Origin of the sequence: Staphylococcus capitis subsp. capitis (assembly GCF_040739495.1) — a bacterium.
GTDB lineage: Bacteria > Bacillota > Bacilli > Staphylococcales > Staphylococcaceae > Staphylococcus > Staphylococcus capitis.
Genome location: NZ_CP145263.1, coordinates 138,795 through 165,398, shown reverse-complemented (window position 1 = coordinate 165,398; position 26,604 = coordinate 138,795). Strand labels below are relative to the sequence as shown.

At 32.9% G+C, this 26,604-nt stretch carries 22 protein-coding genes and 1 tRNA gene; 10 read left to right on the top strand and 13 right to left on the bottom strand.

The features are described from left to right. Positions 1-32: 32 nt before the first annotated feature. The 9 genes from V6C74_RS00840 to V6C74_RS00800 all read right to left on the bottom strand — a co-directional run bounded on the left by V6C74_RS00840 (position 33) and on the right by V6C74_RS00800 (position 11,388). The gene (locus V6C74_RS00840) at positions 33-4,025 is read right to left on the bottom strand and encodes an LPXTG cell wall anchor domain-containing protein (RefSeq protein WP_219727473.1); all 3,993 of its coding nucleotides are present in this window, start codon (positions 4,023-4,025) and stop codon (positions 33-35) included. A gap of 355 nt (positions 4,026-4,380) precedes the next feature. Beyond that, positions 4,381-4,782, bottom strand: coding sequence for a hypothetical protein (locus V6C74_RS00835; protein WP_064262714.1), 402 nt, complete (start codon positions 4,780-4,782; stop codon positions 4,381-4,383). Between the two features lie 622 nt (positions 4,783-5,404). Then, complete coding sequence (locus V6C74_RS00830) at positions 5,405-5,812, bottom strand: hypothetical protein (protein ID WP_016898505.1); 408 nt, start codon at positions 5,810-5,812, stop codon at positions 5,405-5,407. 144 nt (positions 5,813-5,956) lie between these two features. After that, positions 5,957-6,547, bottom strand: coding sequence for a hypothetical protein (locus V6C74_RS00825; protein WP_229716951.1), 591 nt, complete (start codon positions 6,545-6,547; stop codon positions 5,957-5,959). A gap of 525 nt (positions 6,548-7,072) precedes the next feature. Continuing rightward, complete coding sequence (locus V6C74_RS00820) at positions 7,073-7,723, bottom strand: SDR family oxidoreductase (protein WP_002454217.1); 651 nt, start codon at positions 7,721-7,723, stop codon at positions 7,073-7,075. A 192-nt stretch (positions 7,724-7,915) separates the two neighbouring features. Then, entirely contained in the window at positions 7,916-8,725 is an 810-nt protein-coding gene (gene phnE, locus V6C74_RS00815) for a phosphonate ABC transporter, permease protein PhnE (protein ID WP_002434989.1), read from the bottom strand. After that, on the bottom strand, positions 8,722-9,528 hold the full coding sequence (gene phnE / locus V6C74_RS00810; protein WP_002454219.1) for a phosphonate ABC transporter, permease protein PhnE: 807 nt from the start codon (positions 9,526-9,528) through the stop codon (positions 8,722-8,724). Before phnE (V6C74_RS00810) ends, phnE (V6C74_RS00815) begins: the two co-directional genes overlap by 4 nt. Position 9,529: 1 nt before the next feature. Then, positions 9,530-10,303, bottom strand: coding sequence for a phosphonate ABC transporter ATP-binding protein (phnC, locus tag V6C74_RS00805; protein ID WP_002435031.1), 774 nt, complete (start codon positions 10,301-10,303; stop codon positions 9,530-9,532). 119 nt (positions 10,304-10,422) lie between these two features. After that, positions 10,423-11,388, bottom strand: a complete 966-nt coding sequence (locus V6C74_RS00800; protein ID WP_016898503.1) for a phosphate/phosphite/phosphonate ABC transporter substrate-binding protein — start codon at positions 11,386-11,388, stop codon at positions 10,423-10,425. A 234-nt stretch (positions 11,389-11,622) separates the two neighbouring features. On the opposite strand from V6C74_RS00800, the gene V6C74_RS00795 reads away from it, so the two are divergent. The 3 genes from V6C74_RS00795 (at position 11,623) to V6C74_RS00785 (ending at position 15,276) form a co-directional block, all read left to right on the top strand. Further along, on the top strand, positions 11,623-13,182 hold the full coding sequence (locus V6C74_RS00795; RefSeq protein ID WP_002454222.1) for an Ig-like domain-containing protein: 1,560 nt from the start codon (positions 11,623-11,625) through the stop codon (positions 13,180-13,182). A gap of 168 nt (positions 13,183-13,350) precedes the next feature. Next, entirely contained in the window at positions 13,351-14,886 is a 1,536-nt protein-coding gene (locus V6C74_RS00790) for a bifunctional UDP-sugar hydrolase/5'-nucleotidase (RefSeq protein WP_002454223.1), read from the top strand. Positions 14,887-14,898: 12 nt separating this feature from the next. Continuing rightward, positions 14,899-15,276 (top strand): DUF1801 domain-containing protein, encoded by a 378-nt coding sequence (locus tag V6C74_RS00785; protein ID WP_002454224.1) that lies wholly within the window; start codon positions 14,899-14,901, stop codon positions 15,274-15,276. 80 nt (positions 15,277-15,356) lie between these two features. Here V6C74_RS00785 and V6C74_RS00780 read toward each other — a convergent pair whose 3' ends face one another. After that, positions 15,357-16,526 (bottom strand): MFS transporter, encoded by a 1,170-nt coding sequence (locus V6C74_RS00780; RefSeq protein ID WP_002454225.1) that lies wholly within the window; start codon positions 16,524-16,526, stop codon positions 15,357-15,359. A gap of 382 nt (positions 16,527-16,908) precedes the next feature. On the opposite strand from V6C74_RS00780, the gene V6C74_RS00775 reads away from it, so the two are divergent. After that, complete coding sequence (locus V6C74_RS00775; protein ID WP_002435053.1) at positions 16,909-17,040, top strand: hypothetical protein; 132 nt, start codon at positions 16,909-16,911, stop codon at positions 17,038-17,040. 99 nt (positions 17,041-17,139) lie between these two features. Then, positions 17,140-17,229 (top strand) — tRNA-Thr (locus tag V6C74_RS00770). A 262-nt stretch (positions 17,230-17,491) separates the two neighbouring features. Here V6C74_RS00770 and V6C74_RS00765 read toward each other — a convergent pair. Both V6C74_RS00765 and V6C74_RS00760 read right to left on the bottom strand, forming a co-directional pair. After that, positions 17,492-18,136, bottom strand: coding sequence for a hypothetical protein (locus tag V6C74_RS00765; RefSeq protein WP_016898501.1), 645 nt, complete (start codon positions 18,134-18,136; stop codon positions 17,492-17,494). Between the two features lie 535 nt (positions 18,137-18,671). Then, positions 18,672-19,232, bottom strand: a complete 561-nt coding sequence (locus V6C74_RS00760) for a TetR family transcriptional regulator (RefSeq protein WP_002454227.1) — start codon at positions 19,230-19,232, stop codon at positions 18,672-18,674. 164 nt (positions 19,233-19,396) lie between these two features. Between V6C74_RS00760 and icaA the strand changes: the two genes are divergently transcribed. The 4 genes from icaA to icaC are packed head-to-tail and all read left to right on the top strand — an operon-like array spanning position 19,397 to position 22,830. Next, entirely contained in the window at positions 19,397-20,635 is a 1,239-nt protein-coding gene (gene icaA, locus V6C74_RS00755; protein ID WP_103175471.1) for a poly-beta-1,6 N-acetyl-D-glucosamine synthase IcaA, read from the top strand. Then, entirely contained in the window at positions 20,599-20,904 is a 306-nt protein-coding gene (gene icaD, locus V6C74_RS00750; RefSeq protein ID WP_002454229.1) for an intracellular adhesion protein IcaD, read from the top strand. The genes icaA and icaD overlap by 37 nt, the downstream gene beginning before the upstream one ends. Beyond that, on the top strand, positions 20,901-21,764 hold the full coding sequence (gene icaB / locus V6C74_RS00745; RefSeq protein WP_002434961.1) for an intercellular adhesin biosynthesis polysaccharide N-deacetylase: 864 nt from the start codon (positions 20,901-20,903) through the stop codon (positions 21,762-21,764). Before icaD ends, icaB begins: the two co-directional genes overlap by 4 nt. After that, the gene (gene icaC, locus V6C74_RS00740; protein WP_002454230.1) at positions 21,757-22,830 is read left to right on the top strand and encodes a polysaccharide intercellular adhesin biosynthesis/export protein IcaC; all 1,074 of its coding nucleotides are present in this window, start codon (positions 21,757-21,759) and stop codon (positions 22,828-22,830) included. Before icaB ends, icaC begins: the two co-directional genes overlap by 8 nt. 186 nt (positions 22,831-23,016) lie before the next feature. On the opposite strand, the gene V6C74_RS00735 is transcribed toward icaC, so the two are convergent. After that, entirely contained in the window at positions 23,017-25,380 is a 2,364-nt protein-coding gene (locus tag V6C74_RS00735) for a YSIRK-type signal peptide-containing protein (RefSeq protein WP_103175470.1), read from the bottom strand. Between the two features lie 408 nt (positions 25,381-25,788). Between V6C74_RS00735 and V6C74_RS00730 the strand changes: the two genes are divergently transcribed. Further along, on the top strand, positions 25,789-26,574 hold the full coding sequence (locus V6C74_RS00730; protein ID WP_002454232.1) for an arylamine N-acetyltransferase: 786 nt from the start codon (positions 25,789-25,791) through the stop codon (positions 26,572-26,574). Positions 26,575-26,604 lie beyond the last annotated feature (30 nt).

Here is a 26,604-nt window from a genome sequence, read left to right as displayed (position 1 = left end):
CCTTTTTAATATTAAGTAACTAATCGCTATGATTAATCTTCATTATTTTTTCTATCTTTATTTTTATCCTTTTTAGATCTTCTAATTAATCCTAAACCAGCTAACATTATTAATACTAATGAAACTAATCCGCCTCTATTTGTTTCATCTTCACCAGTATTAGGTAATGATTTGTCATTTTGTTGATCTGAATGTTTTTCACCATGTTGAGTCACTTGATTATGATTGTGTTCATTTTCAGAAGTGAAATTAGATTCTTTATTCGACTGATTAGAATTAATGAATTCTGAAGAATCCATACTACCACTAAGATGTTGTTCACCTGGATTTTGGTGACTAGGTTTGAATCCACTAGGATCCACAAGCGAACCTTGATGGTTTGAAGAATCCGAGTTGCTTGTTGATGTTGATGTGCTTATTGAGTCAGACGTACTTGTGCTCATTGAAGTACTATCTGAGTCGGATGTGCTTGTACTATCTGAAGTACTTACACTATTTGAAGTGTTCCCGCTCGTTGATGTTGATGCGCTTATTGATTCACTTGTTGATGTCGAATTACTGTCTGATGCACTTTCTGATTCAGAATTACTCATACTTGTTGATGTGCTAATTGATGTTGACATGCTATCTGAACTTGATGTGCTACCTGACGTAGAGACACTTTCTGAACTTGATGTGCTACTAGAGTTAGAATCACTGACTGATTGAGAATTTGATGTTGAATCACTGTTTGAAAGCGATACGCTCGTCGATGTCGAATCACTTAAGGAATCTGATGTTGATGTACTTAGTGATTCTGAACTACTCATTGATGTTGAAGCACTGATTGATTCTGAAGCCAAGTATGATGGTAAATCAAATTCTGGCAACGATGTGCTAGTCGGTTCAACCATAGAGCTAGTCGATTCAACCATAGAGGATGAGAATTGACTCTTAGATGATATTGACTCGCTTTCACTGTTTGAAGCACTCATTGAAGTACTTGTACTGTCTGAGGTACTTAGACTTGTTGATACACTGTCGCTTGTTGATGTTGATGTGCTCTCTGAGTCTGAAGTGCTTGTTGATGCGCTTGCACTTGATGAGTCGCTTTGTGAACTACTTAAACTACCTGATGTTGATGTACTTAATGAATCCGATGTACTTGCGCTACTTGAAGTACTACCTGAGGTACTTGTTGAGCCACTTAGTGACTCACTCGCACTATTTGAATTGCTCATTGATGTACTTGTACTGTCTGAGGTGCTTAGACTTGATGAGTCACTCTCACTCGTAGATGTTGATGTACTTTCTGAGTCAGAAGTACTTGTTGAGTCGCTTGTGCTTATTGACGTTGACGTGCTCTCTTTAGTGGATTCACTTTCACAAGTACTTAATGATTCTGAAATACTGTCAGATAATGATGTACTCTCACTGCTTGAGTCACTTATTGATTCACTTGTACTACTTGATTCGCTTGTGCTCGTAGAAACTGATGTACTTGCATTTGTTGACTCTGATGCACTTACGCTAGCAATTGAGTCACTTATTGATTCACTTGTACTATCTGAATCACTCGCGCTTGTTGATGTTGACATACTCTCACTATCCGATTCACTTGTGCTTGTTGATGTACTTAGTGATTCAGACGTACTTGCGCTTGTTGAATCACTCTCGCTTGTGGATTCAGATGTACTTTCTGATTCTGAACCACTTATTGACGTGCTTTCTGATTCACTTGTTGAGTCAGATGCACTTTCTGATGCACTTGTTGACTCTGACGCGCTTTCTGATTCACTCACGCTTGTTGATCCTGATGTACTTTCTGATTCTGAATCACTTATTGACGTGCTTTCACTTTCTGAATCTGATGCACTTGTGCTTGTTGACTCTGATGTACTGTTAGATGTTGATGTACTCTCACTGCTCGAATCGCTCGTGCTCATTGACGTTGAAGTGCTCTCTTTAGCAGATTCACTTTCTGATGTTGACGTACTTAGTGATTCAGACGTGCTTGCGCTTGTTGAATCACTCTCACTTGTGGATTCAGATGTACTTTCTGATTCTGAACCACTTATTGACGTGCTTTCTGATTCACTTGTTGAGTCAGATGTACTTTCTGATTCACTCACTGATCCTGATGCACTTGTGCTCGTTGACTCTGATGCACTTACACTAGCAGTTGAGTCACTTAATGACGTGCTTGTGCTAGCTGAGTCACTATCTGATATGCTAGTGCTTGCTGACTTACTTGTACTCTCTGATGCTTTTTTCGAATTACTCTCACTTATTGATTTTGACGTACTTTCAGCTGCTGATTTACTTTGCGAATCTGCAATACTTGTGCTTGTTGACGTACTTTCTGAATTCGCCTTACTTGTTGACGCACTTTCTGAATTAGCTATACTATTGCTTTTTGATGTTGAAAGGCTCTTACTTGAAGAAGTAGATATGGAATCACTAGTACTATTTCTAGTAACATCATACTTAAATGTAGACGTTGATGTATTCCCAGTCTCATCCTTTGAAGTAATAGTTATGGTAAAACTACCCATTTTACTTGGCGTGCCACTAATCGTATTCGTATTCGAATCAAATGTAAGACCATCTGGCAATCCTGATACCTCGTTATCTACCTTAGCACCGCTATTATCTGTTGCACTAATAGTAATTGGATTGATTGGATTATAAACTTCTGATGATTGATTACTAATCTGTGTAATCGTTGGTCCAGTAGAATCTTTAACTGTAATGACAAAGCTGCTATCTGAAGCATTACCAGTTGAATCTTCAGAATGCACTTGTACAGTCGTTGTACCTATATGAGTAGGTGTACCTGTAATGGTATTAGTAGTACTATCAAATGATAATCCATCTGGCAATCCTGTTACAGTTGTTTTAACCGGATCTGAACTATTATCTGTAACTGTAACGCTAATTGGTGACGTAGGTTTCCCTACTTCTATAGTTGGATTACTGACACTAATCGTCGGTTTTTGTGCATCATTAAATTTGTAAATAATATTTTGACCAGCATTAGTTAATTTAACTGTTCCAGTACTATCTATATAATTAGGTGCACCAGTACTATCTACACCAATATAGTTATATCCCTTACTTTTCATTGCATCTATTTGTTTATCAATAGTCGCACTGCCATCAACTTCGCCAGCGTATGTTTTAGGAGGGATGATATCTTTACCTGTATTAGCATCCACATACCTTACTTGTGCCGTAGCAGATTGTGTATATTCAAATGTACCAAATTGAACTTGTTGAAGGTTTTTAGCTCCACCTGTAGACACAGTCATTGATAATGAAAACGTTGTAGAACCACTCCTTTTAATCCAGTCGGACATATTTTTAGTCCATGTTTGACCTGCATAGGTAACAGTCATAACTTTTGTATCTCCATTATAATCAATCACAAAGTCTTGGAGAGAATTATCCGTTGGTTGCACTTTTAAAGGAGATGCACTATTTACATCAGTTGTCGCCACACCATTTGTATCTGTTGAGACAAACGCACCGAAGGCACCTTTCCCAATCATACTACTTGGATCTTTATTAGCTTTGGCATCCCCTTTAGGTGGTGAAGTATTATGGAAGGTATCTAATTTAAACCCAAATGCATTTTTTAATCCACCTATTCCTACAGCTGCACCTTCTTTACCTATCTCACCTCGGTCACCAGGAGAAAAGGCGAAACCTATACCGTCTCCTCCATCAAAATCATCCGTAGAATTATGAAATCCTTCATATCTATTACCAAGATTGACCTTACCATCAAAACGAAAACTACGATTTGAATCTAAACGTGTATTTAAACTAATGGCACCTTTTTTACTCTTTTCATCTGGCGTTAAAGTGACAATACCTGTTTTAGGATCATATACCGCTGAACCTGAAACATTCATATGATCGTTAAAGTTATCTTTAGTTACTACTACTGAATTTGAAGATACGCTTGACGCAGTAGTTGTTGTAGAAGCAGCTGGTGTAGCTGCCAATGTTTTAAAGACACTCATTCGACTGAATGTTCTCAAGTTACTTACTTTTGATGTCGATGATTCACTTGCTGATTGAGAGTTCTTATTAATAGTCGGCTTTTCTGAAGTATGAGTGCTTGTTTGGTTATTAATAGTATCTTTTTGAGTTGCTGTTTGGCTATGTTGAGTAAGTCTAGATTGACCCTCTTTTTTATTATTTGAACTTTCTGATGTTGATTTTAATTGTTGAGATTCCTGAGAAGTTTTTTCTGATGTGGATGTATTCTTAGGTTGTTGGGAATTTTTGTCATTATTCGTGGATGATGTATTTGAAACAGTTGATTTACTTATAGAAGATTTTTCTGAAGATGATTTAGATTGTTCGCTATTTTGTGCTTTATTCGTACTTTCACTAGCTTCTTTTTTTTATGCTTTCACTATTTTGATTGCTTTCTACAGCTTTTTCGCTACTAGATTCGTTTTTATTTATCACTTCTGATGATGATGTTTTAGTAGTAGAATTTTTGATTTCACTACTTTGCTGCGTGGAATTTGACGTTGTGTTATTCGTTACCTTTGCTTGCGAATTTCTTATAGTAGTAGAGTTTTGATTGGCAACTGTTCCGCTATTAGATGAAATTTCTGAAGTCATTGGCGTCTCAGAAGCAGCTAACGCATGATGATCTTGAAGCATGTTGAATGTGAACGCTCCGCCGACTAGGGCCGTTGTCTTAGCAGCATTCTTCTTGAATCTACTACCTTTATTATCTTTAGTTTGGCTTTCTTTTTTAATATTTTTACTTAAAAAAGGCACTCCCATTGTTCTTAATAATTCAAATTCACTAATACTCGCTTTAACCCAGTTTTTACCGGACTTATAGAGTTTGACCCGGGCTTTTTCTTGGCCAAGACTCTTGTTAAAATCTCTTTCTTTTTTGACATAATCGACCTTTCACTTATCCCTAAAAATTTGTAAAAAATAGTTATTTATACCATAAATATTCATTTTCTTAAGTATATAACCCGCTATATGTAAAAAGCAACCAATTTAACACAATATTTATATAACTAAATTTTAAAAATATCGTTAAGGTATCTTTATACACTTTAGGTGTAATGAGACGCTTAGATAAGCGTGATTTTTCGAAAAATAAACAAAAATTTTACCTCATAACTATTGAAATTAAATTCTTTTTATGAAAGCGTTATATTAATTTTATAGGTAAATCAATTAGGATTTAAATCGTTTTCAGCTATAAAATAAATTTAGCTTGATGTATTAATATACATAAAAATGCATATAATAAGCCGACTTGATATATAGGAATTCAAGACGACTTTATTGTTTTTCATTAGATTATTGGCAATTTATCTAAAGACATATACATTTATTTAAATTTCAAATTAATAAATAAATGTATATAGGACAACCTTGATTATATATTTCTTTTATCAACCTCTAGAGATTTTTTAACCATTTTATTCTTACTATCCCTATGTAAACCATCCTTGAGATAAATCACCCAAAGAATGTAACAAAGAGCACCGATATTTATTGAGTTAAACATTACGATTTCTACGGTATTAGTCAGTAAGGTTGCTATAAAGAGCACAAACGTGAGTTTAAACATATATGTGGCTAACAGTATAACTTTTAATACATATATCACATAACAAGCTAAACCAATTACCCCAGTAAACATGATAAGTTGAAAAACCACATTCCCTGCCTCTATATCCATATTTTTAGTCAAACCGTGCAATGACATACCAAATCCATTCCCCATAAGCATATGTGTTTCTAGCACATTCTCGATATTTTTAATTTGATTATCCTTTGGCATTAAAACACTCTTAACTGAGTTACCATTTAACACAAAGCTTTTAATTAAATAATGAATTGACGGTTGAAAGATACTTAATATAATTATTGAAATTATTAAGGGAATCGTTAAATATTTATAACGCTTTTTCAAAATTAAAAGCAATCAAGAGAGAAATAAACATACTATAAATACAAACCATGCCAACTTAGAATGAGTTACATAAAGTTCAAAAATTCCCGACATCATAACAAACATGACGAAGAAGTTAAATTTATGATATTTCATAGATGAAATAATGAGAGTTAATAAACCTAATATAAGAAAGACTGCAAACGTATTTGAGTCATTGAAGAACCCTTTAAATGATTGTTCTTGAGAAAGAACTTTTATTAATGACATCACTAAAGGTATTAATGTAAAAAGAATGAATGTTACAACTTGATTCGCTAGCCATTTAATAAGTTCATCTACTTCTTTGATAAGATAAACTAAAGTAACAATAATGATTAATGGAATAAAGTAATTAATGAGTTTAGTTATTGAATAAAGAGGATCATTAGATGTAATCAAAGACATTATGATATAAATTAGCATCAAAGTGATTGAAGCTAGAGCAAAGGTAAATATCAGATAGCTTCTTACCCAACGTTTGATATGTCTAATTAAGAAAAATATTCCTATAACATAAATGAGAATGTAAATCGCATATGTAAGATTATACGCGCTATCACTCATGTCGAAAAATGAAATCATTAAATTCCTTATAGTATAGAGGTAAATAAGTTGGATCACTCCAAGTATTCCTCTTTTTAACAAGAGAACCGATAAAATAATCGCTAAAAGTAGCAACCATTTATTATATAAACTCATTATAAAAATAAGACTTATCAATGTATTTTCTCTTAGAGTATGTTTATGTATTTTTAAAAAATGTTTCATTTAAATGTTCTCCAAACCTTCTAGTTGTAAATTCTATTATGATGTTCTTGGAAATGTAAATTGGGAACTTAAGTCTATAACTTATACGCTATAAACATTACAGTCTCTTATCTATCGTTGATCTCAAACCTACTTTCACATTTAAAGATAGGTTAAACTTTATATATTCAATCATTTTATAATTCTATTATTATTAAATAGCTTTCTATAATTATATCACGAGTTGTTAGGACACGAATACTTAATAACCACTACCATGATTCAACATAAGTCTAATAACCTTAAATTAAAAACCCGTTCAAAATGTTTTATGAACTTTGAACGGGTAGTATATATCACTTATTTTATATTGTTGATTGCATCCTTAATATCAGTTTGACCTGTTTGAATGAAGATATCTTTACCTTCAACTGCTGACGCATCAAGAGCTTCGATTAATACAGTTGCTACGTCTTCGCGAGGAATTGTATAGCTATTAGGATCTCTTGTGATATCTAATTCAGCATTAATTTTACCTGTACCTTCTTCATTTTGAAGTGGGCCAGGATGGACAATAGTGTAATTTAGATCTGAATTTTCAATATAAAGATCTGAGAAATGTTTAGCTACGGCATATGGTTTCATAACATCAGTTTCTTTATCAGGTTCAACACTATCTGTAGCACTTAAATGAACAAATTTCTTCACTTGATGTTTAGTAGCGTAGTCCACAGCTTTTTTAGCTCCCCACAAATCTACTAATAAAGTTTTATCTGCACCAGTACTACCACCTGAACCTGCTGTAAATATGACACTATCTACGCCTTCAAAAGCACTTGAAAAATCTTCCTCTAAATCTTGGACAACGACTTTATCTGCACCTAACTCTTTTAGTTCACTTACTTGTTCTTCTTTACGTACAAGTGCTACAGAGGAATGTTCAGTGTCTTTTAATTGCGAAATAACTTTTCTGCCCACTGCACCATTTGAACCAATTACTAGTACATTCATCATTAAAAGCTCCTTCCTCGAATTTTATATGCACATGCATATTAACATGCGTGTCGTTCTCACTCAACTCTTGTGCTTACGCTCGTAAAACTCTTTTTCTTTTAAAAAATAAGTATACCTGACGTCTTATTATATATTTTTATGATTCATAACTTTTTAGACGGTAGGCATACTTATTTTCAGATAAAATGACTAAACAATACGCTTACGAATAGCACCAGATATTAGGTCGACAATCGCAACCATAATCACTAATCCTATTAAAATGATACCCACACGATCCCATGAACGTGTTTGGAGTGCAAAGATTAATGGCGTACCAATACCTCCTGCACCTATTAGACCTAGAATAGAGGCAGAACGTAGATTTAGTTCAAATCGATAAAGAATTAATGATATAAATGAAGGTAATATTTGTGGTATCACTGCAAATATTAATGTTTTAGTTTTATTAGCACCACTAGCTTTTAATGATTCAACAGCACTAAAATCTAAACTTTCAATATCTTCAACAAAAAGTTTTCCTAACATTCCAACGGAGTGAATACCTAATGCAAGTACTCCAGAGAATGAACCTGGTCCTACGGCTTTGATAAAGATAAGTGCCATTACAATTTCTGGAAATACACGAATAATACTTAAGATAAATTTACTTATGCCAGTTACTGGTCTTAACTTCACCATATTTCTTGCACCTAAGAAAGCAAATGGAATACATATAATAGAGGCAATGAATGTCCCTATTACTGCAATTGCAAATGTTTCTAATAGTCCTCTAAGTAAGTCTTCACCGGCAGGAATATATATGTAGCCTAGATCTGGATGAAATAAGCCTTTGAATATGGACTTCAATATTTCAATCGATTTACTTTTTAATTCTAAAGCTGGCATACCTGCAAATGCCCAAATAATAATCGCTGCTACAATAACTGCAATAATCCAATTTTTTATAATTCTCTCACGATATCTCTTTGAATTGAGTTTGTATTTTTGTTCATTCATGCTAATTTTTCCCTCACTTTCGAACTTACAAAATCAATAATGACAACGATGAGGAGAGTAAATAAAATAATCATTGCAGTTTTCTTGTATTGGAATAAACCTAGAGTTTGATCGTAAAATAATCCAATACCCCCTGCACCTACAAGTCCTAAAACTGCCGATGCACGAATATTAATTTCAAAAGCGAATAAAACATATGACATGAATGAAGAAATTGCTTGAGGAACAACACCAAAGACAATCCATTTAACTTTATTTGCTCCTACAGCCGTCATAGCTTCCATAGGTCCTGGTTCAATTGTTTCTAATGATTCATATAGTAACTTTCCGATGATACAGATAGTTAATATGAATAATGCTAAAACACCAGGAATTTGACCAATACCAAATACCGCAACAAACACTGCTGCTAAAAGTAAGTCTGGAATTGTACGTACAATATTGAGAATAAATCGTGCTGGAATAGCAATCCATTTAGTTTGAACGATGTTGCTTGCACACAAAAGAGCTACAGGTATTGATACAATACTCCCTAAGAATGTGCCTACAATTGCCATACGAATTGTATCTAACATTGGTTTCGTAATTTGATCTAAGTAACTCCAATCTGGTGGTACCATCTGTCCAAAGAATGCACCAATTTGTGGAATACCTATCATTAAATCTCCAATACTAAAACCTGTATAAATAAAGCTCCATATGATGAGAACCGCTATAAGAATAATTGTAAAGCTTGTTTTAATTGACATCTTTTTATTTAAATATTGATCATATTTACTCGTTGATGATGTAGGTGTTGCCATTTTACTCCACCCCTAACTTTTCATCTTCGTTAATTGACCGACCATAAATATGATTGAATACATCGTCATCCGCTTCACTTGCTGGTCCATCATAGACAAGTTCTCCAGCTCTAAGACCTATGATTCTAGATCCATATTCCTTTGCTAAATCTACAAAGTGTAAATTGATTAAGATTGTAATTCCTAATTCTTCATTAATTTTCTTTAAATCATCCATAACTTGTTTTGTTGTTAAGGGGTCTAACGATGCAACAGGCTCATCCGCAAGAATGATTGCTGATTCTTGGCACAATGCTCGCGCGATTGATATACGTTGTTGCTGTCCACCTGAGAGTTGATCTGAGCGTTGATCGTACTTATCTAAAATGTTCACTCGCTCTAAGGCGTTCATTGCTTTGATTTTATCTTCTTTAGGGAATAAACCGAGTACCATCTTCCAAGTTGGATGATATCCCACTCTGCCACTCAGTACGTTTCTTAGTACGGTTGAACGTTTTACGAGATTGAAATGTTGGAAAATCATTCCAATATTACGTCTCATTTCTAATAATTGTTTGCCACGCGCTTTCGTAATGGATTGTCCATCAATTGTAATATCACCTGATGAAATATCATGTAGGCGATTGACAGATCGTAGCAAAGTCGATTTCCCTGCACCTGATAAACCAACAATAACGGCAAAATCACCCTTTTCAATGTTTAAATTAATATTTTTTAACCCCACGTGCCCGTTAGGATATACTTTATTAACATCCTTGAATTCAATTTGACTCATAACAAACACCCTTCTTTTATAAAGAAAAGCTAAGAAGCTGAATAGTTGATATCATCATCTTTCATTCAGTCTCCTAGCTTTTCTATTTTTTGACTCTATTCAATTTATCGTATAATTGATTACTTCATGTCTTGAACATCTTTTTCATATTTTCTTACGATATCGAAGTTAGAATCCTTTGTATCTGTGTATCCTTCGTGTGAATATACTTCACTAATGATTTTGTGACCTTTTTTAGATTTAGCGATGTCTTTAAATGCTTTTTTAAGTTTCTCTTGGAATTTTTTATCCATATCCGGACGTACTGAAATTGTATCGTTAGGAATAGATTCAGTTAGTTTTAAAATCTTAGTATCTTTAAAGACATTTGGTTGATCTTTTTTAACTATAGTTCGTGCATCCTGGAATACTGCAGCTGCATCAACGTCACCATTTAATAAAGAAATAACAGCTTGATCATGACCTTTAACATTTACAATCTTCATATCTTTTGTAGCATTGATACCTGTTTCTTTTTTAAGTGTAGCTAATGGGAATGTGTACCCAGCTGTAGAAGTTACATCTTGTAGTGCGATTTTCTTGCCTTTTAAATCTTTTAAGCTCTTAATTCCTGAGTTTTTCTTAACTAAGATTTCAGATTTGTAATCATCCACTAATTTTTTATTAGATGAACCGTCTTTATTAACACCGTAACGTTGTGCTTGAAGTAATAAGTCTGCTGCTTTTTGATCATGAGCTAACGTATAAGCAGTTGGTGGTAAGAAACCAACGTCTACTTTTTTTGACTTCATCGCTTCAACAATTGTATTGTAATTCGTTGATACTGATACTTTTACAGGAATACCTAATTTATCAGATAATAACTTTTCTAAAGGCTTAGCTTTCGCTTCAAGTTTGTCAGCATTTTGAGATGGTACGAACTGTACAGTTAATTCTTTAGGTTTATAATCTCCCGAACTTGAACCAGAATCTGATCCACTATCTGAACTTTTCTTATTGTTATCTAATGAACTAGAGTTCCCACACGCTGCCGCAAAGATAACTACCGATAATACAAGTACAACTAAAAACTTAAAATTCTTCATTCTCATAACTGTCCCCTTCACAATAAAAGTTAGTGTAATATGTATATTTTAGAAACCATATTTATAGATTAGCACATCTAATAAGTAATGAGCATTTAATTTTAATTAAATTTATAAAAACTTTATATTAATTACTAAGGCTTTGTAAAAATATCGTTAAGTCTCTACTTACCCTCCAATTTTTATACTATAATTTTGAAAGGTATACATTTTTAATGAGGAGTAAATAAAGAGATGAAATTATTTAAAGTGTTAAGTTCAACTGTTTTAGCTACTGCCATTTCTGTAACTACGATTCAATCAGCTCATGCAACGACACAATCTACATCTTCAAGTTCGGGACAATCTGACCAAACCGTGCTTTTCGATAACTCTCATGCACAAACAGCTGGTGCCGCAGACTGGGTAATTGACGGTGCATTTTCAGATTATGCAGATTCTATGAAGAACAAAGGATATAACGTTAAAGAATTAGATGGAGAAGCAAATATTAGTAATGAAACACTTAAAAATGCTCATATTTTAGTAATTCCGGAAGCTAATAATCCATTTAAAGAGAAAGAACAACAAGCTATTGTTAACTTTGTAAAACGTGGGGGTAGTGTCATATTTATTTCAGACCACTACAATGCAGATAGAAATTTAAATCGAATCGATTCATCTGAATCTATGAATGGATATCGTCGTGGTGCTTACCAAGATATGACAAAAGATATGAATAGTGGAGAGAAAAACTCTAAAGCAATGCAAGGTGTGAAAAGCTCAGATTGGCTTTCTAATCAATTCGGCGTTCGCTTTAGATACAATGCATTAGGCGATTTAAATACTCAGAATATTGTATCTAGTAAAGAGAGCTTTGGAATTACTAAAGATGTGAAATCAGTATCTATGCATTCAGGTTCAACTCTAGCTATTACTGATCCTGATAAAGCTAAAGGTATCGTATATATGCCTGAAAACTTATCTAATAAACAAAAATGGTCTCACGCCGTAGACCAAGGTATATATAGTGGTGGCGGTACTAAAGAAGGACCTTACATAGCTATTTCAAAAGTTGGTAAAGGTAAGGCTGCATTTATTGGAGATACTTCACTTGTAGAAGACAGTTCTCCTAAATATAAACGTGAAGATAATGGCAAATCGAAAAAAACATATGACGGCTTTAAAGAACAGGATAATGGAACACTTTTAAAAAATCTCACAACTTGGTTAGGAAAATCAGATAGTCACGAATCAATGAAGGATACGGGTGTCAAAATTGATAATAAAACCCCATTACTAAACTTTGAAAAACCTGAAAATTCCACTGAACCTCAACATGAACCTTGGTCACAGCCAGAAAAAGGCTATAAATGGTATGACCGTTCAACTTTTAAACCTGGTAGTTACGGTAGTTCGCAAAGTGGTTCGGATAATAATGATGAAAGTAGCTCTAATGACAATAGCAACTCTCATCATGACCAAACTGGTAACGCTGAATTCAACCTACCTCAAGGCATTCAGCCCAACCATCCATTTAAAGTAACAGTAAAACTTAAAGGTTATGATGCAAATAGTACAATTAATAATTTAACAGTTGGTATTTATAAAGATGGAGGTAAACAAATCGGTAGCTTCTCATCAGATGGGTCCCAATTTAGTCAACCAGGCTATAGTAAAGATCAAACTGTTAAAACGGATAGTAATGGAGAAGCAACATTAACACTTACTGCTAAAGTTTCTGAAGATATTAATGATGCTCATATTCGACTCAAACAAGGTAAAAAAGTAGTTACAACTACAGACATTCATTAACACTATAGATATAATATTTAAAAAGAGGTCGGGACGAAAGTTTTAGGATTGAAGCAGAACCATAAGTTTTACTGCTAAAATCCCGCTTTGGGACATCATAAATTAGTTTCCCAAAGCTTAAACTTTTAAAGTCCCAACCTTTTCTTTATTCAAGGAGGTTCTAAGTGGATGACTCAATTAGCATTTTATGTTGTAAGTGATGTGCATGGATTTATCTTTCCAACTGACTTCTCACATCGTGATGTTGAATTACCCATGGGATTATTAAAAGCTAATCATATCATTGAACAAGACCGCGCGCACTATGACGGCAGTATAAAAATAGATAACGGCGATTTTTTACAAGGTTCCCCTTTGTGTAACTATTTAGTTTCTGAATTAGCCACTAGTCGTCCATTAACTGATATTTATAATCGTTTCAATTTTAATTTCGGTACAATTGGAAATCATGAGTTTAATTACGGTCTAAAGTATCTTAAACAAACCATACATCAGCTTGATTATCCTATGCTATGTGCGAATATTTTTGAAAATGGAGAACCGTTTACAGGGCAAGGTATCACTTACATAAAAAGTCAGGGGTTAACTATAGGTGTAATTGGCTTAACAACGCAGTTTATTCCACATTGGGAACAGCCTGAATACATTGAAACTTTGACATTTCAAAGTGCTGTTGAAACTCTATATTCACAATTACCTGAATTGCGAAAACAAAGTGATGTGGTAGTCGTAAGTTATCATGGTGGGTTTGAACGTGATTTAGAAACTGATGAGCCTACTGAAGCTCTGACTGGAGAAAATGAAGCTTCTGAAATTTTGCGTTTATTCAGTGATGACATTGATGTATTAATTACTGGTCATCAACATCGTGATATTGCTACCATTTACAATCAAACTGCCGTCATACAGCCTGGTACAAGAGGGACTAAAGTTGGAAAAATCGTCTTAAATATTGAACATGACAATGACGTTCAAATAGAGAGTTGTCACTTATTAGATGTCGAGGATTGTTCAAGTTTTGAAATAAATCAACAAGATCAAAATTTAAGAGTTCATTTAGAAGATTGGCTAGATAAGAAAGTTGCAACTTTACCCACTTCAATGCGAGTTGAGAATGCTTTTGATGCTAGAGTTAAGCCTCATCCGTTTATTAATTTACTAAACTACATTTTACTTGAAAGTAGTGGCGCTGATATTACTTGTACTGCCCTTTTCGATTCTGCTAAAGGCTTCGATAAAGATGTGACTATGCGTGATATCATCAACAACTATCCATTTCCTAACACATTTAAAGTAATCGAACTTACAGGTCGTGATATTAAATTAGCTATTGAACGGTCAGCTGCTTATTTCGATTTGCATGATGAGGAAATAAGTGTGAGCGCAGACTTCCTTGAGCCAAAACCTCAACATTTTAATTATGATATCTTTGCGGGAATTGATTATACGATTCATGTAGGTCGTGCTCTAGGAGAACGAGTGAGTGATTTATTTGTGAATGGGGAGCCTTTAAATGAACATAAAAGCTACACTATTTGCGTCAATAATTATCGTGCTGTTGGTGGTGGTAATTATAATATGTATGAAAATAAACCAATCATTAAAGACATCCAAATTGAAGGCGCACAACTATTAATCAATTACTTATCAACTAACGACTTGAGTCATATACCTAAAGTCGTAAATTTCAAAGTCGTAAAATGAGAGGTGCAAGTTATGTCAGAATTTAACCTTTTTATAAATGAGATCGAGAATGAAGAACATCGTGAAAAATTGAAACACTTATTTGAATGGATTGAAACACAATATTCAGATTTAAAACCGGTAGTGAAATGGAATCAACCAATGTACACGTACAACGAAACGTTTATAATTGCCTTCAGCAAAGCCAAACAACATTTCTCAATTATGCCTGAAGCAGCTTGTTTGAAACAATTTAAGAAACGTGTGACCAACGGTGGTTATACACAGACAGAAAATTTATTTAGAATCAAATGGAACCAAGAGATTGATTATGATTTAATCGGTGACATGATTAAACTAAATATGGAAGAGAAAAAAGATTATACGAAATTTTGGAGAGATCATAAGTAAAGAGTGATTTATGATGTAAGTTTATTTATATTAAATCAATTATGCCTGCTCGCTAAAGATAGCGAACAGGCATTTTTTAATTAATTATTGAATGTAATGTGTTTCTTTTCATAAATATTATTAAGAAAGTTAAGTATGATACCTAGAATAATGATACCACCTGAAATAAATGTAATTTGAATATATGGTAAACCTATAGATAATAGAATTGAACCAATGATTGCGCCCAAGAAATTCGCTACATTGAATACAGATGCAGCCAATGTACTCGCAAGTAGTGGCGCTTCATGAGCACTTAATATAATTTTACTATTGAGTAATGGTGTCGTACCAAATGTTCCAAAACCAAACATGAAACATACAATTAACGCTAAAACTGCGTTATGCACAACAGTAACAAATAAAATAATTGTGATGAACAATAATAAAAACGTAAGATAGAGATTTTTAGTTAATTTATATTCTGGAATACTTCCAGTAACTAAATTACCGATAACGCCACCAAGACCAGACATAAATAGACACACTGTAAGGCCTACCACTTTATAAGGTGAGAAATCTCTAATCATTGGTTCCATAAAAGTATAAGTTGTAAATACGCCACTATATCCAAATACAATGATAGAAATAACTATAAGGATATGTGGATTTTTAAATACTTTTAATTCTTTAGCAATATTGGCTTCTGCACTTAATGATACTTTTGGAACAAATTTAATCATACCTAACATTGTAATGATAGCTAATAGGATCATTACACCAAATACTGTTCTCCAATTTGCGAATCCACCAAGAAATGAACCAAACGGCACACCAATCATTACCGCGATAGTTAACCCAGCTTGAACTAAGGCAATTGCTTGTGGTTTCTTAGCGGGAGGAGCAACCGCAGCCGCTACACTCATACATACACCAAAGAATGGCGCGTGCATTGCTGCTGACATCAATCTAGATAATAGCAGTATATTAAAATTAGGAGCTAACATACCCACTAAATTACTGACAATGAATATAGCCACTAGAATAGGCAATAATCGATGTCCATGCACTTTTAAAGTGAATATTCTCATGAATGGACCAATCACAGCTACACTAATTGCATAGACACTTATTAGTAAACCAGCGCTTGAAATAGAGACTTTCATGTCGTCAGCAATTTGCGTTAACAAACCAGTCACTACATATTCTGCCATACCTACTGTGAAAGTTCCTAACATGAATATGAAGAACATCATTTTGTTTTCTCTCATTTTTGCTTCCTCCCTTATTATTTTTTCTCAAAAAATCAACATGAGTGATATACTATAAAAAATTATGGTACTTGTGAAGAGGTATTTAGAAATTAATTTTTGAGTTTGAACTCAAGTATCATAAGCTTTCATTTTGTTTTCATTATAATAAAATTAAGACAATTTTAGATGACGTGGTATTAAGCCAATTGTAAAATGATTAATTAAAATACTTTTTAATATAGATAAATTGAAATGCATATTCATAATTTTTGTCTATTTTGTGACAACACGTGCTAATTACTTATTTATCTTCCCTATTGAAATAAATATTAACGACGACTTTTGAAAAATCACATTGTAACTGTTATGTTTATTTCAGTATTAAAATAGGAGGATAATAATGAGTTCAACACCCACAGAGAAAAAGAAAAAACGAAAATTTGAATGGTTTTGGTGGTTTGTGGATATTATTATAGATCTTATTTACTATTTAATTATTGGTCTAGTTAAGGTATTTAAACAATGGAATTAATGAGTGTATGAAATTGGTATTTACATAAATTTAAAGAAAATAACATTTTCTCTTTACAAAAGAATATGAGCGTTTTATAATAGTTAATGTTCTGATTTTGGAGGGATACTCAAGTCTGGCTTAAGAGGCCAATCATTCGTGATTGGTAGGAGCTTTTAGCTCGCGTTGGTTCAAATCCTTCTCCCTCCGCTACTTTATTAAAGGGCAAGTTCTTATTACAAGAACCTGCCCTTTTTTGTTTGCAATTTGATTTTGCAAAATCAAATTGAACGTGTTTCTTCTATTATATGGTATATATTTTAAGATTAGTTTTCTATTATATAAAAAGCCATAGCATGTTTTTAGAATTGGGTCAGAAACATAATTTTGAAAATTATCTTCATGGTCCTTATCTAAATGTCACACACTATGACTTACTTAATTAAATCACATTGTTTACTTTTGTGATTATTTATTTATGTGGTTTGAACGTTTTATGAGGTGCATAAATCGTAGTTTTATATTTATCTGCAATTTTTTGTGTTTCTTGGTCTACTTTTTTCGCAAATGCTTTTTTAGACATTTGTGATGCATTTCCTACTTTTTTCTCTAATTCTGCGTATTGAGCGTTTGTCATTCCTTTAGGTGCTACACCACCATATGGACGGTCCCCTTGTTTAGTTTGTTGAGTATGTGGTTTGAACGTCTTTTGAGGTGCATAAATCGTAGTTTTATATTTATCTGCAATTTTCTGTGTTTCACGATCTATTCTCTTGTTAAATACTGAGTTAGGCATCTCATTAGCATTACCAACATTATATTCTAATTCACGGTATTGCTCACTAGTCATACCTTTAGGAGGCATACCACCATATGGTCTAGATCCCATATTCGTACGTCCTTGTTTATCAAACTCTTTTAAAGCTTCCATTTTACCTTTATATTCTTTATTACTAATAGCTCCATCTTTTTTTAATTTTTTTAGTGATTCAACTTTTTCCTTATAAGTAGCGAAGTTGCCATGATGATAGTCGCTCGCATTTGCTACTCCTGTTACGCTTGATAAAGCAATCGTACCTGCTAATACTGCACTACTTAATAAAGTGACTTTCTTCATTAAACTGTAACCCCTTTCAGAAATTTTGAATTCTACATATTCTACGTTATCACAGATTTTTAATTATTTCATTTATGTTACATAATTTTTACTATATTTTTACATCATTGACTTGTAATTAAATTGCTTAATTAACTTTTATTTTTAAAAATTTTAAAAAAAGAGCACCCACAATGACGATTGTAGATGCTCAAATATATTATAAATTTTATTAACTAAATGTCTATGACTCATGTTTATAGGCTGTTTTCGATTATATATGAATTTAACAATCTTAATTAAGCCTCTATAATTTTAACTTAACTATAACTAGGTTCACGATCAAATTTTGAAATACTAAAATCACACTTATGAACAACTCTTATTAAATTTGAATTATTCAAATCTCCAAGTAATTATATAAAATTCGAATTTTATTAGCTATAACTTTAGAGTCTCAATTTTTATATATTGTCAACTATTTTTTGGTTTCAAAAAAATATGCAATGCAATTCCTTATAAAAATAAGAGATTTATTACATACTAGTTACCAAAATTATTTTTTTATAAACACATTTAATAAAGAATGTACTTGGTCTTTATAGCAATTCTTATTTTCTTCAGTAACCCCAAATCTTTGTGAAAAGGACGCTCTCAGATACCAACTCTCTAAAAAAAGGAGTATCAAATTTTGAAAATCTTCTTTACCCATAGATATATTGGAGGGATCATAATATTTTATAATTTCACTATCTAGCACTTCATTAACTCCAAAGAGATGATTATGGATCTCTGAAGATAACTCTTCTGGTGCACTGGATAATTGGACGTATAACCTGATATACCTTTCATCAATATCAAATATAAATTCAAATAAAAACTGGTAAAGCCCATCTATAGAGTAGTTAGAATCGTTGTTGCTCTCAAGAATGAAAGTTTTAAAGTAATTAAAACAGTTTTCTACGCTTTTACGGTAAATTTCTTCTTTGTTGTCATAATGATAGTATAAACTCGCTTTCTTGATGTTTACACTTTTAGCGATATCATCAAGTGTAGTACCGTAATACCCCTTTTCAGAAAATAAGGTTATTGCATTATCAATAATCTTATTCTTCAATTCTAAAATCTCCCCCTTATTTAATTTAAATTCGTTATATTACAGGAAAATTAAGTTAAAATTACAAATATTACTGTTCAAGTATAACAACATTCTATTGCAAATTGAAACACTTTCGATTAGATATGCGATACAACCTAACTAACGAAAGGTAGGTAGATAAGTTGCAATTTTTTAACTTTTTACTTTTTTACCCCATTTTTATGTCCATTTACTGGATTGTTGGGGCGTTTTATTACTTTTTCACTAAAGAATTACCTTTTAGTAAGAAAAAAGTAATCTCTAAAAACAAGGACCAGATTGAAGGTATCTCTTTCTTGCTGGCCTGTTACAACGAGAGCGAAACTGTTAGAGATACACTGTCAAATGTGTTGGCTCTCAACTATCCAAAAAAAGAAATCATCATCATAAATGATGGTAGTTCAGATAATACCGCTGAAATTATTTATGAGATGAAGCAACATCACGACTTTAAATTTGTTGATTTACAGGTTAATAGAGGAAAAGCTAACGCTTTAAACGAAGGCGTCAAACATTCTTCATATGATTACATCATGTGTTTGGATGCAGACACAATCGTAAATCAAGATGCGCCATATTATATGATGGATAACTTTAAACAAGATCCTAAACTAGGTGCTGTTACAGGTAATCCACGTATACGCAATAAAAGTTCTATATTGGGGAAAATTCAGACGATAGAATACGCAAGCTTAATTGGATGTATCAAACGTAGTCAATCACTTGCTGGTGCCATTAATACTATTTCTGGAGTGTTTACATTATTTAAAAAAAGTGCACTTAAAGAAGTTGGTTACTGGGATACTGATATGATTACTGAGGATATTGCTGTTTCGTGGAAACTGCATCTTGCAGATTTTCGTATTAATTATGAACCACGTGCCATGTGTCGGATGTTAGTACCTGAAACAATTGGGGGGCTATGGAAACAACGTTTGCGATGGGCTCAAGGTGGACATGAAGTTCTATTAAGAGATTTTTGGGCAACAATGAAATCTAAGAAATTATCGCTCTATATCCTCATGTTTGAACAAATATTTTCAATTATTTGGGTTTATATGATTTTGCTGTACTTAGCATTTCTATTAATGACAGCAAACTTCTTAGATTACACATATTTGAAGTATAGTTTTTCAATATTTTTCCTATCATCATTTACGATGACCTTTATCAATATTATTCAATTTACAGTTGCTTTGTTTATAGACAGTCGCTACGAAAAGAAAAATATCGCTGGTTTAATATTTGTGAGTTGGTATCCGACAATCTATTGGATTATCAATGCCGCCGTTGTCATTTTCGCATTTCCTAAAGCATTAAAAAGAAAGAAAGGTGGCTATGCTACATGGTCAAGCCCAGACAGAGGAAATATCCAACGGTAAAATCGTCGTTGAATATAGTTAGGGAGAGCTTATTCATTGCGATATCTTGTGCATTTTGGATTTATTGCGTAGTCGTTATGATTGTATATATCGGAACGCTAATCAATTCTCAAGTGGAAAGTGTGATAACAATACGTATCGCTCTTAACGTGGAGAATATTGAAATTTATAAGATTTTTGAATTAATGGGATTATTTTCAATTATCATTTTCCTATTCTTCACATATAGTTTGATTTTCCAAAAAATTAAGAAAGGTCGTGAAGTATGAAACCTTTCAAATTCATCTTCATTAGCTTAGTAGTGATGTTAGTAATGACGAATGTAACACCTAGCTTTCATCATTATGCACAAGCCGATGAAGACCACAAGAAGTTAAAGTATAAGAAGAATAGCGCTTTAGCGTTAAACTATCACAGAGTGAGAAAAAATGACCCGTTAAATGACTTTATTACGATTTTCTCTAGTAGTAAGGAAATTAAAAATTATAGTGTGACAGATAAAGAATTTGAATCACAAATCAAGTGGCTTAAGAAACATGATGCAAAGTTTCTTACTTTGAAAGAGTTTTTGAAGTATAAACAGAAAGGGAAGTTTCCAAAGCGTAGCGTATGGATAAATTTCGATGATATGGATAAGACAATTTATCAAAATGCTTATCCAGTACTAAAAAAATATAAAATTCCTGCAACTGGCTTCGTGATTACAGGACACGTTGGAGAGAAGAATTTTCATAATTTGGATATGATCACGCAGCCTCAATTATCAAAAATGTATCGTTCAGGACTTTGGGACTTTGAAACACACACGAATGATTTACATTCTCTTAAGAAAGGAAATAAATCTAAATTTCTAGAGGCGTCTAATGTGTCTGCTACTAAAGACATTGAAGTAAGTGAAGATGAACTAAAATCGAAGTTTGGTAAAACACAACATGCCATTGCTTACCCCTACGGTCTAATCAATAATAGTAAAATTCAAGCTTCTAAAGATGCAGGTATGAAATACGGATTTACATTGAAGGAGCAAGCAGTCACTCCTCATGATAATAATTATAAAATTCCACGTATTTTAGTAAGTAACGACGCATTCGAAACTTTAATTAAGAAATGGGACGGTTTCCATGAATAAAAATAGACTTGAATTAGTATATTTACGTACTTTTATTTGCATCATTATTATAGTGACACACTTATTGACTCAAATCACACTAGAACATGAACATTTGTCAGGGAGTTCTCTTGTTCTACAATATTATATTCGGAATATTGTTATCTTTGGAACTCCAAGTTTTATTGTATTATCACAGTTGCTAACAACATTAAATTATAAATCTGTAAGCGTACAATATTTGATTTCTCGGTTCAAATATATTTTTATTCCATATTTATTAGTGGGATTATTCTATAGTTATAGTGAATCATTATTGACTGCTTCTTCTTTCAAAAAGCAATTTTTTGAAAATGTAATATTAGGGCAATGGTATGGTTATTTCATCATTATCATCATGCAATTCTTCATATTATCTTATTTAATTTATAAAATTAATTATAAACTGTTTAACAGTAAGATATTATTAGTATTAGCATTTGTAGTACAACAAACATTTTTATACTACTTTAATCATAGTGATGCTTTCCATACATTTGTAAAACATTACTATCCTTTAAGTGAAAATACGATGATATTAGGATGGATTTTCTATTTCTTTTTAGGTGGTTTCATAGGATATAACTATCAACGTGTCCTATCATTCTTAGAAAAATATCTCGTTATCATGATTATGTTAGCTTTAGGTTCATATGTATTATTTATAGCACTTTCAGGTGATGATTATTGGAATGTAACCAGCTTCACTTATTCACTTACGTTATACAATAGTATTATGTTCTTTGTGCTTATTGGCATTTGTGCGCATTTTAAAACGATGCTATTAAACACGGTTCAAATGATAAGCGCATTTTCGTTTTTCATCTATTTATTACATCCAATTATCTTAGATTCACTATTTGCTTATACCAATATCTTTGAAGATAACACGGTCGTCTTCTTAGCGGTTTCCTTGTTAATGATTATCGGAATATGTATTGGTGTTGGCATGATGTTAAGAGAATTTTATATTTTTAGATTTGTTATTGGCAAACAACCGTATAAGCTACAATTTAATAACTATCAACCTAGTTGGAAATCACACTAATGTTGAAAAAGCCTCCCACAGAGATATAATAACTGGATCTCTGTGGGAGGCTTTATGTAAAGCAGTTATCTCATTATGAGAATAATGTTTTTAAGACTTTGAAAAATGAGCCGATTAATTGGAATACATCACCTGTCATTGGATTCACTCCTTTTTAAATAATTTTTTAAAATTCATGTTTCATCGTTATGCTTTTTTAGTTGATGTCAGTTTTTCACTTTGAACTAAATCATCTGCAAGTCCATGCCAGAATTGTTGTAGTTCCTCTCTTGAGCGTACTGTATCTGAGCTATCTTGTCCAACAAAGTCCACATGATCCCAGTCATGTTTAGTTGGTGTCACTTGCCATACACCTTTTTGATTTTGGTCTGTAGCTTCAACATATTTTTGATTGAATGGATGTTGAGAAGAAATAACTGATACTAAACCGTCATTTTCTCTCCATTCTTTCTCTTTAGCTTTACCAATAACATTGGCAGTTACCGTGAATGGGAAGAAAAGATTTAAATCTGCTTTTTGTCTACCAAATAGACCTTTATGCGTAGATTCACCTGTATATGTTTTATAAACAATATTAGGATTTAATGATGTTTTACGGTTAAGGTCAGTCGCACCATCACGAGTTAAATCATTGAAACCATTATCTTTAGATTTCCATAATTTAGATTTTTGAACTCTCTTCACATAATCAATACGTGATTCGTTTGGTTTTTGTTTAAGACCCCATTGTGATAATCCAAAGTCTACGCGAGAATTTTTATTACCGAATGCTCTTCCTAAATCATACACAACTTGACGTACTAGCGCTTCATTACCTAATTCATCTGATGCGTGCGTACCATTATGTGGTGTACCTAAAGTTGTGATTGAAGAAACCATATTGTCATTATTACCTTTATATAATGGAGAAATTTCGCCACCATGTTCTTTTTGATATTTGACTTCTTCAGGATTTCCGTTTCTTAGTAACTCTTCTAATTGACGGATTGTTTGACCACCCATACTATGTCCAACAAGATGAACTTTTTGGCCTGGTTTCCAATCTTTGTATACACCTTCATATGTTTTACCGTAACGTTTATGACCATATTTCGCAGCATGTGCAGCACCATAATCTACACGGCCACCTTTAATATAGTAATATAGTTCAACTGCGCGATCGTAGTTACTACCAAATGCACTAATACTTGCTTCATAAGATTTATAACCATTCTCTTCTAAATCTTGACGGATATTCATTTTATCGCCGCCCCAATAATGTGCAAGCACTGAAGGGTTGATATCATCAGTGAAACCATTGAAACCATGAACTAAAATGATTGGGTCATGATTTTTATATTGGCTTTGTTTAGCCGCTTTATTTGTTTGATCTTTCTGTTGTTTCGTTGTTTGTTGCTTAGAATTTTTATTTGTAGTAGCTACAGCATTACTCTTAAGCGTACCTAATCCATCTTTAGAATCTTTGTCATTGTTAGATGATTCATCTTTCTCAGATTTAGGATTTGCTTTGTCACTTACACTCAATGCTTGAGTTTTGTGGTTATCTGTTTCAGCTGGAGTCTCTTCTGAAGTTGCTTCGTCTTGCGCTGACACTTTTTGCTGTTCTTCTGCATCATTTTCTTTATCTTGTTGTGATGCTTTTGGTTTTGTTGCAGTTGCAGTCGCAGTTTGAGTTTGATCTTTATCAGTTTGAGACGCTTCAGTTTCCTCTTTAGCTTGATTTTTTACTGCTCTGTCTGATTGAGTTGTCTCTTTATCTGAAGATAAGTCGTCTTTTTGTTGGTTATTTTGAGTATCTTTTTGTAAATCTTTTTGTGAATTTGATACTTCTTCTGTTTTATCTTCAGTTTTTGGATTGTCTTGTTTTAGATTATCTTGAGTCTCAGATGAATCTTTTTCACTTTCTTGATTTTGATTCACTTCTGGTTTAGATTGAGTTGATTTATCTTCATCAGATTTTTCTGTTGGTTGTGTTTGAACATCCGTTTGTTCTTCTGTTTGTTCAGATTTTAAGTCCGCTTGGTCAGCATCCTCTTGATTTGCGTCCTCTTTACTATTATCTACCTGTGAATCCTCACTAGATTCCACTTGTTCATCTGATGACTTAGTTGAATCTTGAGTTGTATCTTGTTCAGAAGTTTGTTCCTCTTTACCTTGTTCTTCAGTAGACTTCGTTTGTTCTGTATTTTGTGCTGTATCTTGTTCTTCAGTTTCTGAATCTTGTTGTTCAGTGTTTTGATTATTTTCATTATGTAAGCTTGTTTGATTATCATTAGCATTTTCGCTATTATCTTTTTCAACATTTGGCTGTTCAGACGTAGTTTCTTTAGCTGATTGAGACGTGTCATCCTCTGTCGCCTGTTGCCCATTTGAATCTTCATTTTCATCCCCAATAGATTGTGCTGTTGCCTTCTCAGGATTTCCCTGTTCCTGATTTTGTTCGGCCGCTTGTGCTGAGCCTCCACCCATAAATAATAAAGCTGCGATTAAGATGGATGATGCCCCCACACTAAATTTACGAATACTATACTTGTTTTGTCTTGTTTTCATAGTAAGCACCTCTCTATTTGTTTATTTTTGAAAAATGAACTCCACAATAGCGTATTTCTAAATAAATAGATTTACGATTGCGCGTGGTAATAATTCAAAGATCTTGCTAAATATCGCTTTAATAGCTTCCATAATGACCATCCTTTCCATCGTTAAGAAAGCGTTTCCAATTATTATGAAAAATTTTTCTCACACACTCTTTATATAAAAAGTATATAAGAATCAAAACACTTTTCTTTTCGATTTAATTTAAAACAAATATTACGAGATAATTGCAATTTTGTCAATAATTATACACAATTAAATCAAGCATTATAAAGCCGATTAAACCTATAAACTTACATATTAATGGGTGTCTTTTTTAAAATAGAGATGAGTGTGAAAATAAAAATTGTAGGAGGAAGAAATATGGAACTATCGCAGTTTGAAAGCTATTTAAATATTGATTCTTCTCGTTATGACAATAATGATAAAGCCTCGCTAGATTATTTTATGGAACGCTATATGATGACTGTTCCATTTGAAAATATTAACGTTCAAAATCAAGTTCCGATCTCTGTTAATACTGATGATTTATTGGACAAAGTTATAAACCAACATCGCGGTGGGTTCTGTTATGAAATGAACCACTTGTTCGGAACGTACTTAGAGAAAAAAGGTTTTGCTGTCCATCGAGCTTCTGGAACAGTTCATACTCCAGATGGCGGTGTTGCTTTAGAAGGCTCACATATGTCTTTATACACAATTTTAAATGATACTTATTATGTGACAGACGTTGGGTTTGGTGACTTACCTCTACATGCAATCCCGATTTCACATCCGTCTCAACCAGTGAGTATTTCTGATATAAATGGAGAATTTCGCGCAATTTTTTACAAAGAAGACTGCTATCATGTTCAAAAATTGAAAAATAATAAATGGACTACTCTATATCACGCCTACTTAGAGCCTCAATCAATTCAAGATTTCAGCGATAAAATCATTTATAACGAGAGTAATCCAAACTCTATCTTTGTTAAGCAGCTATTAATCACACAACCACAGTCATTTGGACGTGCGACGATGACACATCAAAGTCTTACGTTAACTTCACAAAGTTCTAAAGAAAAATGTGAGGTATCGTCCCACAATTATAAGTATTTTCTAAAGAAATATTTTAATCTTAATATCACGATTGATAGACTTGAACAGTAGTAATACTTTAGTGTACCTGGGGTATGTATT

Coding starts and splice junctions, on each gene's coding strand:
- V6C74_RS00730 (WP_002454232.1), top strand. CDS start 25,789: ATGGAACTATCGCAGTTTGAAAGCTATTTAAATATTGATTCTTCTCGT.
- phnE (WP_002454219.1), bottom strand. CDS start 9,528: ATGGCAACACCTACATCATCAACGAGTAAATATGATCAATATTTAAAT.
- phnC (WP_002435031.1), bottom strand. CDS start 10,303: ATGAGTCAAATTGAATTCAAGGATGTTAATAAAGTATATCCTAACGGG.
- V6C74_RS00820 (WP_002454217.1), bottom strand. CDS start 7,723: ATGAATGTACTAGTAATTGGTTCAAATGGTGCAGTGGGCAGAAAAGTT.
- icaB (WP_002434961.1), top strand. CDS start 20,901: ATGAAACCTTTCAAATTCATCTTCATTAGCTTAGTAGTGATGTTAGTA.
- V6C74_RS00785 (WP_002454224.1), top strand. CDS start 14,899: ATGTCAGAATTTAACCTTTTTATAAATGAGATCGAGAATGAAGAACAT.
- icaD (WP_002454229.1), top strand. CDS start 20,599: ATGGTCAAGCCCAGACAGAGGAAATATCCAACGGTAAAATCGTCGTTG.
- icaC (WP_002454230.1), top strand. CDS start 21,757: ATGAATAAAAATAGACTTGAATTAGTATATTTACGTACTTTTATTTGC.
- phnE (WP_002434989.1), bottom strand. CDS start 8,725: ATGAATGAACAAAAATACAAACTCAATTCAAAGAGATATCGTGAGAGA.
- V6C74_RS00775 (WP_002435053.1), top strand. CDS start 16,909: ATGAGTTCAACACCCACAGAGAAAAAGAAAAAACGAAAATTTGAATGG.
- V6C74_RS00735 (WP_103175470.1), bottom strand. CDS start 25,380: ATGAAAACAAGACAAAACAAGTATAGTATTCGTAAATTTAGTGTGGGG.
- V6C74_RS00795 (WP_002454222.1), top strand. CDS start 11,623: ATGAAATTATTTAAAGTGTTAAGTTCAACTGTTTTAGCTACTGCCATT.
- V6C74_RS00780 (WP_002454225.1), bottom strand. CDS start 16,526: ATGAGAGAAAACAAAATGATGTTCTTCATATTCATGTTAGGAACTTTC.
- V6C74_RS00825 (WP_229716951.1), bottom strand. CDS start 6,547: ATGATTTCATTTTTCGACATGAGTGATAGCGCGTATAATCTTACATAT.
- V6C74_RS00800 (WP_016898503.1), bottom strand. CDS start 11,388: ATGAAGAATTTTAAGTTTTTAGTTGTACTTGTATTATCGGTAGTTATC.
- V6C74_RS00830 (WP_016898505.1), bottom strand. CDS start 5,812: ATGCCAAAGGATAATCAAATTAAAAATATCGAGAATGTGCTAGAAACA.
- V6C74_RS00765 (WP_016898501.1), bottom strand. CDS start 18,136: ATGAAGAAAGTCACTTTATTAAGTAGTGCAGTATTAGCAGGTACGATT.
- V6C74_RS00790 (WP_002454223.1), top strand. CDS start 13,351: ATGACTCAATTAGCATTTTATGTTGTAAGTGATGTGCATGGATTTATC.